12 protein-coding genes are annotated in these 12727 nt (G+C 59.3%); 7 read left to right on the forward strand and 5 right to left on the reverse strand.

Annotation, left to right across the window (positions count from 1 at the left end; translation table 11 throughout):
- Window positions 1-12 precede the first annotated feature (12 nt).
- The 4 genes from Q0V70_RS07780 to rplA all read left to right on the forward strand — a co-directional run bounded on the left by Q0V70_RS07780 (window position 13) and on the right by rplA (window position 4369).
- A complete protein-coding gene (locus tag Q0V70_RS07780; protein ID WP_297590416.1) occupies window positions 13-1656 on the forward strand; it encodes an MFS transporter in 1644 nt (547 codons plus the stop codon).
- 9 nt (window positions 1657-1665) lie between these two features.
- On the forward strand, window positions 1666-2973 hold the full coding sequence (locus Q0V70_RS07785) for a sugar MFS transporter (protein ID WP_297590418.1): 1308 nt from the start codon (window positions 1666-1668) through the stop codon (window positions 2971-2973).
- Window positions 2974-3191: 218 nt separating this feature from the next.
- Window positions 3192-3617: a 50S ribosomal protein L11 gene (gene rplK / locus Q0V70_RS07790; protein ID WP_282921039.1), complete on the forward strand. Its 426-nt coding sequence runs from the start codon at window positions 3192-3194 to the stop codon at window positions 3615-3617.
- A 62-nt stretch (window positions 3618-3679) separates the two neighbouring features.
- Window positions 3680-4369 carry a 50S ribosomal protein L1 gene (gene rplA, locus Q0V70_RS07795; RefSeq protein ID WP_282921040.1) on the forward strand — a complete coding sequence of 230 codons (690 nt, stop codon included), beginning with the start codon at window positions 3680-3682 and terminating at the stop codon, window positions 4367-4369.
- Between the two features lie 59 nt (window positions 4370-4428).
- Here rplA and Q0V70_RS07800 read toward each other — a convergent pair whose 3' ends face one another.
- The 5 genes from Q0V70_RS07800 to Q0V70_RS07820 form a co-directional block, all read right to left on the reverse strand.
- Complete coding sequence (locus Q0V70_RS07800; protein WP_297590421.1) at window positions 4429-5316, reverse strand: 4Fe-4S dicluster domain-containing protein; 888 nt, start codon at window positions 5314-5316, stop codon at window positions 4429-4431.
- The gene (locus Q0V70_RS07805) at window positions 5313-6218 is read right to left on the reverse strand and encodes a molecular chaperone (protein ID WP_297590424.1); all 906 of its coding nucleotides are present in this window, start codon (window positions 6216-6218) and stop codon (window positions 5313-5315) included. The genes Q0V70_RS07800 and Q0V70_RS07805 overlap by 4 nt, the downstream gene beginning before the upstream one ends.
- A 76-nt stretch (window positions 6219-6294) precedes the next feature.
- A complete protein-coding gene (locus Q0V70_RS07810; RefSeq protein ID WP_297590427.1) occupies window positions 6295-7281 on the reverse strand; it encodes a DmsC/YnfH family molybdoenzyme membrane anchor subunit in 987 nt (328 codons plus the stop codon).
- A gap of 2 nt (window positions 7282-7283) precedes the next feature.
- Entirely contained in the window at window positions 7284-7922 is a 639-nt protein-coding gene (locus Q0V70_RS07815) for a DMSO/selenate family reductase complex B subunit (protein WP_297590430.1), read from the reverse strand.
- 11 nt (window positions 7923-7933) lie between these two features.
- Window positions 7934-10477 (reverse strand): DMSO/selenate family reductase complex A subunit, encoded by a 2544-nt coding sequence (locus tag Q0V70_RS07820; RefSeq protein WP_297590433.1) that lies wholly within the window; start codon window positions 10475-10477, stop codon window positions 7934-7936.
- A gap of 141 nt (window positions 10478-10618) precedes the next feature.
- On the opposite strand from Q0V70_RS07820, the gene Q0V70_RS07825 reads away from it, so the two are divergent.
- From Q0V70_RS07825 to rplL, 3 genes are all read left to right on the forward strand, one after another.
- The gene (locus Q0V70_RS07825) at window positions 10619-11317 is read left to right on the forward strand and encodes a TetR/AcrR family transcriptional regulator (protein ID WP_297590436.1); all 699 of its coding nucleotides are present in this window, start codon (window positions 10619-10621) and stop codon (window positions 11315-11317) included.
- A gap of 287 nt (window positions 11318-11604) precedes the next feature.
- Window positions 11605-12126: a 50S ribosomal protein L10 gene (rplJ, locus tag Q0V70_RS07830; protein WP_282921048.1), complete on the forward strand. Its 522-nt coding sequence runs from the start codon at window positions 11605-11607 to the stop codon at window positions 12124-12126.
- Between the two features lie 105 nt (window positions 12127-12231).
- The gene (gene rplL / locus Q0V70_RS07835) at window positions 12232-12621 is read left to right on the forward strand and encodes a 50S ribosomal protein L7/L12 (RefSeq protein WP_297590438.1); all 390 of its coding nucleotides are present in this window, start codon (window positions 12232-12234) and stop codon (window positions 12619-12621) included.
- Window positions 12622-12727: the final 106 nt, after the last annotated feature.

Below are 12727 nucleotides of genomic sequence, written 5' to 3' on the forward strand. Positions count from 1 at the left end.
CGCAGGCGGCACATGGCAAAGAATACCGAAGTTCCCGGCGAAAACGGCGAACTCTTCGATGAAAACAGCAGCCCGCAGGTTCCTCACGAGACTAACGACGGTGACCCGCGGATTGTCACTGTCCCCGGTTCCTCCAAGAAATATCGCACCTCACTGATTCTGGTCGTGGTTCTGATGGGACTGGCTTTGACCCTGTTGCAAGTCTCCACCGTGAACGTCGCCCTCGCAGTGCTCCCCGACTCTATCGGAGCCAGTGCCCAAGAGGTGCAATGGGTCATTTCCGGGTATGCCCTGGCTATAGGGCTGGCGATGGTGCCGATGGGGCGCCTTGGCGACTTGTTTGGTCGCTCGCTCCTGTTTGTCCTGGGCCTCGCGCTGTTTTCCGTGTCCTCGTTCCTGTGCGCTATTTCAACTTCCGGGTCGATGCTGGACTGGATGCGAATCTTGCAAGGATTCGCGGCCGGTATCTTTAGTCCCCAGACCGCGGGAATTATTCAACAGTATTTTTCCGGCCAAGCCCGAGCCATGGCCTATGCCCTGATGGGTTTGGTCGTGTCCGTTACCGTGGCTTTGGGCCCGATGCTGGCGGGTATCTTGATTGCGATTTTTGGCCGGGAACAAGGCTGGCGACTCGCGTTTTCCCTGAACTTGCCGTTGGGCCTGATTGGGGTCATTTGTGCGGTGTTGTGGCTGCCGTTCAAACGGGAACGTATCTTTGCGCGCCGCGCGCGCATCGAAGCCTTGGAAGCCGACATTGCCCGGGCCGTTAAGTCCGGTAAAAAAGCCCCGAAGCGTTCCCGCGTCGACCTTGACCCGCTGGGGATGATTCTGCTGGGGGCGGCGGTCATCGGCATTATGCTGCCTTTCGTAACCACCGGGACGCTGTGGCGTTTCGTCCTGATTCCCGCGTCTCTCACCGTGTTCGTCCTGTGGGTCTGGTGGGAACGGGCTTATGAGGCCCGGGGACGTTACCCGATGGTGAGCTTGCGGCTGTTCAAAATCCCCTCCTATAGCTTTGCCAGCGCGATTGGCGCCATCCAATTCTTGGGCGTGCCCTCCGTCTACGCCATCAACGCCATGTTCTTGCAAAACGGTTTTGGTCAAACCGCGCTCATTACGGGTCTCAGCGGAATGCCCGGCGCAATCCTGTCCGGAGTGACTTCCATCGCGGTGGCTCGCCAGACCATCAAGCACGGCCGGGTTATTCAAGCTTGGTCGCTGGCGATAATGCTGGTGGGGGTGGTGTTGACCGCAGTGCTGGCGGTGCTGTTTGCCCGCGGCGGTTCCGTGTGGCTCATCAGTATCGGACTGGCGGTGTTGGGTTTCGGCTCGGGTTCGATGGGTTCGGCAAACCAAACCCAGACAATGCTGGAGGTTTCGCCCTCGCGGGGCGGTATCGCCGGAGGAATCCAGCAAACCGGCCAGCGCATCTTTACCGCCATCGGCTCTGCCATTCTCACCGGTGTGTTCTTTGGAGCGACCGACGGGCTGGAAGCTACCACGCCGGGGGCGGACCTGAGCTTAGCAGACGCCTGGAGCTACGGCTACGTGATGTCTTTTGCGGGATCCGCTGGATTCCTGGCAATAGCCCTGGTCGTGGCCATTATCTTTGTTTTCTTTCCCCGTCAACCGCGTCCGGTCGCCGCGAGAAAATGAAGGTATGACATGACCACAAAAAAGCCTCAGAACCCCGCATACATAGGGCCCGAAATCTGGCACGACCAAAAGCGAATGTTCCCGCCGATGGCAGTGGGGCTGTCGATGGCAGGATTTTACGTCACCGCTGCCGGTTCTCTCATCGCCACCCTGTCGCGCGACCTTGGCGTGAAGCCCGAGGCTTTCACCTGGCTGGGCGCTGCCTACGGCTTTGGCATGCTGGTGTCGGGGTTGCTGGCGCCCTGGGTGATGCGCAACGGTCCAGTCTGGTCGCTGCGGATTGCCCCGCTGTTGGTCCTGATGGGAACCGCGATGGTGGCGTGGAGCCCCTCGATTGAGGTCAGCTTGGTGGGGGTAACTTTGGCTTGCCTGGGAGGCACGACGGTTTCGGCCGCGGTAGCCGGTACCTTTGTCGGTTCAGAGGGAACGAAGTACCTGTCATTGACCGTCGGGATTGGCTCATCGGTGTCGATTGCTACCACGGTGCTGTTTGCCCTAGTCGAGCGCGTATTTCCCGGTTTTGGCCGCATGGCGCTATGGTTTGTTTTGCTGATGGCCGTGCCGACTTTGGTGTGGGGGTGGAGACTCCCGGCCGTGCCATTCCGGCAGGTGTTGCAAAAGGGTTTGAGCACGCCAACCGGGTCGCCGTACGTAACGGGTGATGTCGCCAGCGGCCAGCCCACTCCCGCTGTTGAGGACGTAAAACCCGGTGAGCCCAGCACTTCTGCGGACTCCCGTAGCTCCAGCGTCTCCCGAACTCCCAGCGCGAAGCCCTCCAAGTGGTTGTTTACTTCCCAAATCCTGCGGCTCATTTTTACGGCCGGAGTCGAGTTTGCCATGTATGCCTGGGCGGTGACGCGCCTGCAGGAGCTGGGGGTAGAGCTGGCATTGGCCTCGGGCTTGGCGACCGCGTTTGCGGTCGGCATGGCGGGGGGCCGTCTGGGTGGGGCTGTCTTTGCGCGGCACTACGGAGCCTGGTGGGTCTTTGTGGGTCTAGGATTCTGCGGTACGGCTGCAGTTGCTTTTGTGCCCTCTGTCGGTGTCGCGGTGGTCGGTTTGTTCATCAGCGGACTGGGGGTGAGCTGTCTGTACCCCATCAGCGCGACTGAGTTTTCCGGCTTGCCAGGGCTACAAAAGCAATATGCCGCCGCAATCATCAGTTCCCTTTCTGGGATTGGCGCTATCGTGACGCCGCTGCTGTTGGGGTTGTTGCTGGCGGCACTAGGCCTGCACTTCGGGTTCCTGGTGTTGCTGGGGTTCTACGTGATTCTGGTGTTTTTGCCGCGGCCCTCCGCCGCACACTTGGGAATCGGCTAAATTGGTGTAAAAGCCGGGGGGGCGTTAGAATATTTCCTTGTGTGTCTTGATGGCGCGCGCCTTTTGCTGCCCGTAAAAGGGCGGCGTCTCGCGGGAAATCACCGCGAGAAAACGATGCAGACCGAGTGAGAGCCGTGTCATCACGGCCTTCACGAAGTTGAAAAAGTTTGGGTGGAGACCTGCCAGGTCGACGCCCCTATGGAAAAGGACCCAAAAATATGGCTAAGAAGAAAGTCATCGGAGTTATCAAGCTCCAGATTCAGGCCGGTGGGGCAAACCCGGCACCGCCGATTGGCCCGGCATTGAGCCAACACGGCGTGAACATTATGGAATTCTGCAAGGACTACAACGCCAAGACCGAGTCGATGCGCGGCTCTGTGGTTCCTGTGGAAATCACCGTTTACGAGGATCACAGCTTCGACTACGTGCTGAAGACCTCTCCGGCCTCCGAGATGATTCGCAAGGCCGCGGGCGTTCAGAAGGGTTCGGGCACCCCGAACACCGTCAAGGTAGCGAATCTGACCTGGGATCAGGTAGAAAAGATCGCTTCGGAAAAAATGCAAGACCTCAACGCTAATGACATCGAGGCCGCGAAAAAGATTATCGCGGGTACCGCTCGGTCCATGGGCATCACGGTCGGTTAATCGTCAAAAACTGTGGAGGGGCTTAGTGTTTGCCCACACCACGACTGCGTAAGGAGCAGAACATGAAACACGCCAAGAAATACAACGAGGCCGCGAAGAAGATTCTTCCCGACACTCTCTATCCCATCGACGACGCCTTCAAGCTGGTCAAGGAAACTTCCAGCGTGAAGTTCGACGCGACCGTTGAGGTTGCGATGCGTCTGAACGTTGACCCCCGCAAGGCTGATCAGATGGTGCGCGGCACCGTTTCTCTGCCTCACGGCACCGGCAAAACCGCTCGGGTCCTGGTTTTTGCCGTAGGTGATAAGGCCGCTGACGCCGAGGCCGCGGGCGCTGACGAGGTCGGTGGGGACGAACTCATCGAGAAGGTTTCCAAAGGCTACACCGACTTTGATGTGGCCGTAGCGACTCCTGACTTGATGGGCAAGGTCGGTCGCTTGGGTAAGGTGCTCGGTCCTCGCGGCCTGATGCCGAACCCCAAGACCGGTACCGTCACCATGGACGTGGCGAAAGCGGTCAAGGACATCAAGGGCGGTCGTATCGAGTTCCGCGTTGACAAGCACGCTAACCTGCAGTTCATCGTCGGTAAGTGTTCGTTTGAGGCCGCTCAGTTGGCCGAGAACTTCCGCGCTGTGCTGGAGGAAGTTGAGCGTCTGCGCCCCTCGACCATCAAGGGCCGTTACATTAAGAAGGCTTCCATCTCGACGACGATGGGTCCTTCGATTCCGCTGTCCTTAGCGGTTAAGGAATAGGCACTGTCTTTCCTGGTGGGGTCAGGGGTAACCTTGGCCCCACCAGTGTATTTGGGCCCTTAGTTGAGCTCGGTTTTCCTTGTGGTTTCGCTCGCGTCAGGGCGAGCGCCAATACCGAACACGTCAGGCGGGAGCGCGCCGAAAGGGTGGTCCTGTCTAAAAGCGCACAAGGGGCAGAGCTCGCCCGCAGTGGCGGGGAAACGGTTGTGGCACGAGGGACAGACTTTCGTGTTCACCGCAGTCAGGGTTCGGGTGGCACCATCGTGGATTTCCGCCCAAGTGGGGTGGTCTTGTACCGCCAGGGCTTGTGGTGGGCACAGTTTCAGGCAGGCGCCGTCGGCTTCGCAGCGCGCCAGGTCTTGGGTGAGGGCCAGCAGGTTGGCGTCCGCGGGGTCAGGCGTGAGAGACAAAGCCTGGTGTGGACACGCGGCGACACATACCCCGCAAACGCTGCACGTGCTGACCTGCAAGGTCCATGACGGCGGCGGGTCCGGCGGCGGCTCGCTCACCCCCAGCAGAGCAAAAGCCTGAGCACTACGTTCTTGCCAGTTGGCGTTCAAGTCCAGGGCGCACGTGGTGGATAGCCCCAAAAAAGACCGCCGCGACACCCCCAGCTGCGAAACCTCGACCCACTTTCCGGCAAACCTGCCCTGGTGCGGTGTCTCCCACAGGCGCAAGCGGCCAGGAAAAACTTCCTCGCCGAGCTGTAGCAGCCGACGCAAGCCACCGTCCCTCGAACACGGCACGAAAGCAATGCGCCCCACCCCTAGTGCCAGAATCTGCGCGAGTGAGCCCAAAGGCGCCTCACCCCAGCAGGCATCGTAATGCAGCGCGCATGCCCGGCGGGGAACGCGCGGCCGGGGGCTGTGGTCGCACGCCAGAATGAGGGTTTCGGGAACTTCCCTCGCACACAGAAAGCGCAGCAGTTCACGCAGGGAGTCTTTCATCGCGTGGAGTTTTCCGAAGTGTGGTCGCCGGGGTGTCCGGGTTCACTAGGTTCGCCGGGTTTGTCGATGGTAGGAGCGGCAGTGTCCCCCGCGTCGCGAGACGCCCCCGGGACGCCCGGGTCGCCAAACTTACCCGCCGTAACACCCTTGTGACGTTGCGTAACGCCTCGGTAGAGAGCGGCGAACCCATCCACAACAGCCTGGGGTGGAATCAGACCCCGCGTCGAGAGAGCCACGCACCAAGATGCGAAAGTGGCGTAGCTCAGGGCCTCCACCCCCTGCATCCAGGCGGTTTGCGCCTGCGCCTCAGCCTCGCGCAAAGTCGCGGGAACCCAGCGCAAGGGGTGTTCGGCCGTGAAAGCCGCCACGATGTCGCGCACGCGGGTGTAATCCTCCGTCCGGTCCTGTTCCAGCGCCGCCATCATTTGCTGACAGCCCTGAGATAGAAAAGCGAACTCCAGTCCCAGGTGGTCATCCGGTTCGGTGTGCAGCCGGGGAGCCTGCAAACCCAGCCGCGAGTAATAGAGCCGGACTTGGATCGTCTCAGTATCGAAAACTAGCTGCTCCTCACCGACATGTACCGACTCGAAAGGCGAAACTCGGGCGTTGGCCGAAACCCCGTAGAGGAAATCCTGATCCATGCGAATCGTCTCATCGTCCTCGTGGCTTTCCCAAGAGCGTTGCAGCAGGTCGATGCCGCGGGTGTGGGCGGCGTGGGCGTCCGTCTGGAGGTCAGCGAGTTCGGGGAGGGGGGACGGTTCAGACCAAAAGGGCCAGTCCAACAGGTTCGTGTAGATGTCGCGGCGGGTGTCCGTGGTCGCGTGGCCCAGGTGCAGCCGGCCCAGGACCAGAAAAGACGCCGCAAAAGCATCGAGAGAGGGGGCGTCAACGCGCTGACTCATGGGTATCTTCCTTCTGTCGTAAAGCGTGGCTCCCGGTTATGCGCCGGGAGCCACCGAGTTGTCTCTAGGACCCCGGTTAGGGGGCGATAACATTTTGCACTGTATTCAAGCCTACATGCCACAGGCCTTCGTAGTGGACGGCTCGGCCCATGAGCTCGCTGATGAACGCCAGCAACAACGAACCGCACAACAACACGGTCAAGTCGGTCGTGGGCTGCGAATGCAAGCGAATTTGGGTGAACGCAAACACGCCTGCGCCAACGACCGCTATACCCAACAGAATCAGACGGCAGGTCAGGAAACCACCCGAGATGACGTCAGCTACGTGAGCCGCCGCCCCGCCCTGCTGATGCAGACCCAACAGGTAAGCCGGGTAGGTAATCATGATGACAACACCGCTGGCCGCTCCCACGATGGTGAGGATTTGCATAGCGGAATGCACCAGCGACTTCAGGTCGTCATCAATCTGGCCCACCGCGAGATGCGAACGCCATCCCTTTGCTTCGGGAGCGGCTTCGGACGCGGACAGCGCCTTTTTCCACACCAGCAACAGGCTCAGTGCCACCGCGAGCGGACCGGTCAACAGAGCCGAAGCAAAGAAGAACACGGGGACCGCGGGGGTGTGCCACGCGGGAATCGTCCTCAGTGAGCAGTACACTCCGCTCATCGAGACCAGCAGAGCCAGCCCGCTCAAGGCGGTGAGGACCGCCAGCACATCGCGGACAGTACGGCCCAACCACTTATTCCACTGGCACGCCGCAAAGACGAAGCCGAAACCGCCGAACAGCACCCCGCTTAACAGTTCGCGGCTGAGCCAGGAGGAGCCGACGTGCAACAGCGTAAACGGCGCATGGAACGGGTCATTCAGGTGGAAAAATGCCGCAAAGAACCCGAGAACCAGCAGCGGTCCGACCGCGAACAAGGATGTGTCAGTCACCCGGTCAATGGATTCACCAGGCAGTTTGCGTAGCCGTCCAAGCAACTGGACAAAGCCCAGAGCCCAAAAAGCCCCAATCGCCATCTGGGCGATGACGGTAAACAGAATCATAGGGAGTTCTTCCATTTTCAGATCTCCTTCGGGTTGGTGATTTCGCCGGTGGCTTGGTCCCACGGTTCCGCGTCCCGGTGTGCTTCGATGACCAGGTGCGGTTCCGTCAAGGACGGGTCGGGCAGGGGGGCGATACCGTTGAGGTTGCCGTGTTTCTTACGGAGTTCCTCGATGGGTCCCCATTCCAAAGCGCGCGAGGGGCAGGCCGCCACACAAGCCGGGTCTTTGCCCTCCGAACGGTAGTCGTAACACAGGTCGCACTTCGACATGTGTCCGGTCTCCGGGTTGAGCTGGGGCGCGCCGTAGGGGCAAGCCCACTGGCAGTAGCGGCAGCCCACGCACTTCGATTCGTCCACGTACACAGTGCCGTCCTCGCGACGGCTCATCGCGGTGGTGGGGCAAACCTCCATGCAGACCGGGTATTCGCAGTGGTTGCAAGAGATGGAAACGTAGTAGGCAAACACTTTCGGTTGGAAGGTGTTGCCTTGGACTTTCCAGGTCCCGCCGGAGTATTCCGCGACTTTGCGCCAGTGCACGCCCAACGGTAGGTCGTGTTTGTCGATACAGGCAATCTGGCAGGCTTTGCAGCCGTTGCAGCGGGTCTGATTGAAATAGAACCCGTACTTGGCGCCAGCTTTGGTGAAGTTTTCAGCCATGATGTGTCCTCCTAAGCCTTTTCAATTTCCACGGTGATGGTATGTACCGCGTTGCCGTGCGCCAGGGGCGAGGGGTGCAGCGAGGACAAAGTGTTGGTGTTTCCGCCGATGTCCACCGGAATATCCTGGTTGGCTCCAGCCGGGGGTTTCACCTCGGAGGCGTCGACCGGGTGATACCACGCGCCCTGAGGCAGGGAAACGACTCCGGGAGCAATGCGGGGAGTGACTTTCGCTTCAATCCTCACGGTACCGCGGTCGTTGTAGGCAAACACTAGGTCGCCGTTCTTAATCCCGCGAGCCTTGGCATCAATCGGGTTAATCCAGATGGTTTGCAGGTGAGCCTCGCGCAGCCAATCCACGTTTCCATACGTTGAGTGCGTCCGGCCTTTGAAGTGATGGCCGATACATTGCAGTGGATACTTGCCGGTCATGGCGGCTGCCGGGCCGTCCCAAGTCTCTACGTATTCGGGCAGCGGTACCAGCCGGTCGCCCTCGGCCTTTTCCCGGAAATCGTCGAAAGTCCACTTGGTAGCCATCTGTTCGATGCGCTGGGAATAGATTTCAATCTTTCCGCTGGGGGTGGGCAGGGGGTTGGCCTGCGGGTCTGTACGGAAGTCTTCCATCGACACGACCGGCCCCTCGTAGCGACGGTAGATGCCCATCTTTTTCCATTCCTCGTAGGTGGGCAGTTCGGGGTCGTCCTCACGAGCGGTGTCAATCGCCTCTTTCAGCCAATCTTCGCGGGTCTTGCCTTCGGTAAACTCGTCCTTTACGCCCAGGCGGTCCGCCAGCTCGGTGCAAATCGTGTAAACGTCCTTGCACTGATACAGAGGTTTGATGGCCTGGGAGGAAACAATCCCATAAGCCATCGGCGCACCGTTTTCCCCGGCGTGATAGTCGCATTCCTCAGCGGCAGAAGTGCCGGGCAGGACGTAATCGGCGTAACGGCAGGACACCGTCATCTGAATGTCGCAATCGACGATGAGTTCGCACTTGGATTCGTCTTGGAGGATTTTCACGGAAGCGGCGTTTTCCCCAGTCTGGTTGACCAGCGAGTTCCCACCGTATTGCCACACCATTTTAATGGGGACTTCCAGTTTCGTGTTGGTGGGGTTGCCGTTGTCATCGACCGGGACTTTAAAGTTACGTACTCCCAATTCGGGTTTTTCCATTACACCCGAGTTGAACGTGTCCATATTTTCGCCGTGCTCAATGGCGTCCAGCCACGAGAACACCGAGATAATCTTCATCGACGGGTTCGGTTTCGAGGTGGTCAGGTTCTTGCCGACCCCGAGTGCGGGTGAGGATTCCCGGGCGCCGTTACCACCACCGGGGATACCCACGTTGCCGGTCACGCAGGCCAGCAGGAAGATAGCGCGCGAGGCGTTCTCCCCGTTTGCGTGGCGTTGCGGGCCCCAGCCTTGGGTAATCGCGCAGGGTTTCGCGGTGGCAATCTCACGAGCCAGCTGGCGGATGGTTTGCTCCGGCACGCCGGTTATGGCTGAGGCCCACTGGGGGGTTTTCTCGATGCCGTCCTTCTTGCCCTCGATGTAGGCGCGGTAGGAAGCGTTCGCGGGAGCGCCGGGCGGCATGTGGGCTTCGTCGAAGCCCACACAATAGGTGTCCAGGAAGGCTTGGTCGTGCAGGTTTTCCTGGAGCATGACGTGAATCATGCCCGCAATGAGAGCCGCGTCCGTCCCCGGACGCAACGCCACCCACTCGTCCGCTAAGTCAACGGCAGTTTCGGAATAGCGCGGGTCAATAATGATGGTGCGCACCCCGGAGGCCTTTTTTGTCTCCAGCGTGGTGAAAGTCAGTCCGCCCCCGCTCATGCGGGTTTCCAGCGGGTTGTTGCCGAACATGACCTGCAGCTTCGAACGGGCCGCGTCATCCAGCGAGTTCGATCCAAACCAAGTCCCGTAAAAGTATGGGTAGGCGGTAGTGATTTCCGTGGTGGAGTAATCGGAGTAGTGATCCAGGTAGCCGCCCCAGCAGTTCATCAGGCGGGCAAAAGCGGAGACGTCCGGGGGCCACGAGGTCGACACGATAGATCCGAGGGTGCCGGTACCGTAGTTGATGTAAAAGGCTTCGTTACCGTATTTGGACTTGAGTTCCTTCATCTTCTGGGCGATTTCGTCCAGGGCTTGTTCCCAGCTGATTTCAACCCATTCGCCGGCGCCGCGTTTCGTGCCTGGCTTGCGCTTTAGCGGCTTCTTTAGCCGGTCAGGATTGTAAATCCGGTGCCGAATGGAGCGACCGCGGACGCAGGCGCGCACGGATTGCGAGCCGAGTTCGTTGGTGCCGGTGTCGTCAGGCAGAACCCGCACGACCCGACCGTTCTTGACCTGCAGTTGCAACGGGCAGCGCGAACCACAGTTCACGGTACAAGCCGACCACACCAGCTTGGTGTCGTCAGGTGCGGCGGCGTTGGCTGCCAAAGAGCCTGGCAGCGAGCCTTCCATGCTCAGCAAGGTTGCGGTTCCAGCAGCCACACCGGACCATTGTAAAAATGACCGCCGGGAAATGCCCGAGGTCTTTTCGCTCTGTTGTGCCATAAGTGTTCCTCTTCCGCAGTTGAAATGAAGCCGCTTTGCTTCTGGAATTATATTACACACTATTGGACATGTGTTCAATAAGATGTTGCGTAATTCTTTTTAATGTTTCGGCTTGCCCGCGGGTTGTGCCACAATAAATTTGTGGCAAGAAACGAGCCTTTGAGTTTTCCGACCGGCAAAGTTGTGATGGATCCGCGCTATGCCCGCGCGCGTGTCAACCTCAACGAGGCCATTTTGCGGCTGTGCGCCACCCGGGCTCCCGAGGACGTGTCAGTGTCGGAACTGACAAAAGCAGCGGGTGTGTCCCGGGGCACGTTTTATGCCCACGCCTCCAGTCCTGCCGAACTGTTGGCCAAATGTTTGCTGACGGAAATTCACGAATTCTTCCCTGCGATTGGCCAGTTACTCAGCGACAGCCGGGAAAACTACCTGCTGCGCTGGCGCCAGATTTATATCGAACTGTTGGAACACATCGCCAGTCACGCCGAAGTCTATGAGCATATTTTCCTTGAGGTGCCTTCATCGGGGACGCGCGGCTATTTCAGTGATTACTTTCACCAATATCTGCGGCGCTACGTTCAGGATTACGTGACCTATTCCGGGGACGATAACGGTGACCTGTGGGTTTCCATGGCCGCCGAACAGCAGGTGCAAAACACGTTTGTAATTATTCGTTCCTGGCTGCAAGACGGTATGAAAACCAGCCCGGAAGTCGCCATTAACACGTTCATGAGTCTGGCGGCACCTTGGCAGTTCACCAAGTTCGACCAGCCCGGCTCCACTCTGAACCGTCGCCGCCACGCCATCGAACAGCTCCTGGTGCGCACCCCGCGCCCCTAGGGTGCTGGTGAGTTTTCGCGGGATCAAGGGAAGTCGTAGATTTGGCTCCAGGCGGCCAATGTGCTAGTCTGTACGAGCCTAAGACCGCCGGTCCAAATGGATAATTCAGCGATAGCTGAGCCTGCGCAGGAAACGATAAGCGAATCACGAACGGTACCCACCGACCTTGTGCAGGGACAAAACCCCTGAGAGGGCGGAAACCGTAACTGTACGCCCCGGATCTTGCGCCCGGGGCTTTTCTATTGCCCAAAACTCCGTGACGCCGGCTAAAAACGGAAGGAGGGCTCATGGCAAGGCCTGATAAAGTCACAGATGTGCAGTCTCTCGCGGCATCCGCGAAGGACTCCGCCGCTGTCATTTTGACCGAATACCGTGGTCTGACCGTAAAGCAGATGAAAGAGCTGCGTACCTCGCTTGGGGTAGGAGTACGTTACTCCGTAGCGAAGAACAAGCTCGCGAAACTGGCTATGAAGGAAGCGGGGTTGGAAGGTCTCGACGAATATCTCGTGGGGCCGACCGCTATCGCTTTCGTCCCGGCCGATGGTGATGTTGTTAGCGTCGCCAAGGCTCTGGATACCTTTGCGAAGGATAACAAGGCGCTGGTTCTAAAGGCTGGCATCATGGACGGGGAAATCCTCGATACTGACGCCGTTAAGAAACTCGCTTCCCTGGAATCCCGCGAAGTTTTGCTGGCGAAGTCCGCTGGATTGCTCAAGGCGCTGCAAACTCGCGCTGCCGGGCTGTTCCAGGCTTCGGCCTCCAAGACGGTTCGCACCATCGACGCCTACCGCGAAAAACTCGCGGCCTAAGGCGCTTTACTTTAGACCTAGATTCAAAGAGAAATGCGCTCGCCCTAGCGAGCAACGCCCGGTGTACAGGAACCACCAGGCGGATAAACCGAAAGGATGCCTAAAATGGCGAAAATGACTGTTGATGAACTGATCGACGTGTTCAAGGATATGACCCTGATTGAGATCTCTGACTTCGTTAAGAAGTTCGAGGAGGTCTTTGACGTGACCGCCGCTGCTCCGGCTGCGGTGGCCGTGGCGGCCGCTCCGGCTGCTGGTGGCGAAGCTGCTGGTGGCGAGGAAAAGACCGAGTTTGACGTAGTGCTCGAGAGCGCTGGCTCCTCCAAGGTGCCGGTTATCAAGGTCGTCAAGACTCTGACCGGCCTGGGCTTGAAGGAAGCCAAGGACCTGGTTGATGGCGCTCCCAAGGCCATCCTCGAAGGTGCCAAGAAGGAAGACGCTGAGAAGGCCAAGGCTGACCTCGAAGAGGTCGGCGCTACCGTTACCCTGAAGTAGCAACGCTTTCGGGGTGCGTTGCGCTCCGAAAGCCGTTCACAGGCTTAAATCCGTTGGGCACTGCAGATATCTGCAGTGCCCAACGTGTATTTACGGATTTGCGACC

The organism is uncultured Mobiluncus sp., assembly GCF_947087965.1.
Taxonomy (GTDB): domain Bacteria; phylum Actinomycetota; class Actinomycetes; order Actinomycetales; family Actinomycetaceae; genus Mobiluncus.

Excerpts from the sequence above, each read along its gene's own strand:
- Q0V70_RS07800 (WP_297590421.1), bottom strand. The coding sequence starts at position 5,316 with ATGAAAGACTCCCTGCGTGAACTGCTGCGCTTTCTGTGTGCGAGGGAA.
- rplK (WP_282921039.1), top strand. The coding sequence starts at position 3,192 with ATGGCTAAGAAGAAAGTCATCGGAGTTATCAAGCTCCAGATTCAGGCC.
- Q0V70_RS07820 (WP_297590433.1), bottom strand. The coding sequence starts at position 10,477 with ATGGCACAACAGAGCGAAAAGACCTCGGGCATTTCCCGGCGGTCATTT.
- rplJ (WP_282921048.1), top strand. The coding sequence starts at position 11,605 with ATGGCAAGGCCTGATAAAGTCACAGATGTGCAGTCTCTCGCGGCATCC.
- Q0V70_RS07785 (WP_297590418.1), top strand. The coding sequence starts at position 1,666 with ATGACCACAAAAAAGCCTCAGAACCCCGCATACATAGGGCCCGAAATC.
- Q0V70_RS07810 (WP_297590427.1), bottom strand. The coding sequence starts at position 7,281 with ATGGAAGAACTCCCTATGATTCTGTTTACCGTCATCGCCCAGATGGCG.
- rplA (WP_282921040.1), top strand. The coding sequence starts at position 3,680 with ATGAAACACGCCAAGAAATACAACGAGGCCGCGAAGAAGATTCTTCCC.
- rplL (WP_297590438.1), top strand. The coding sequence starts at position 12,232 with ATGGCGAAAATGACTGTTGATGAACTGATCGACGTGTTCAAGGATATG.
- Q0V70_RS07815 (WP_297590430.1), bottom strand. The coding sequence starts at position 7,922 with ATGGCTGAAAACTTCACCAAAGCTGGCGCCAAGTACGGGTTCTATTTC.
- Q0V70_RS07780 (WP_297590416.1), top strand. The coding sequence starts at position 13 with ATGGCAAAGAATACCGAAGTTCCCGGCGAAAACGGCGAACTCTTCGAT.
- Q0V70_RS07805 (WP_297590424.1), bottom strand. The coding sequence starts at position 6,218 with ATGAGTCAGCGCGTTGACGCCCCCTCTCTCGATGCTTTTGCGGCGTCT.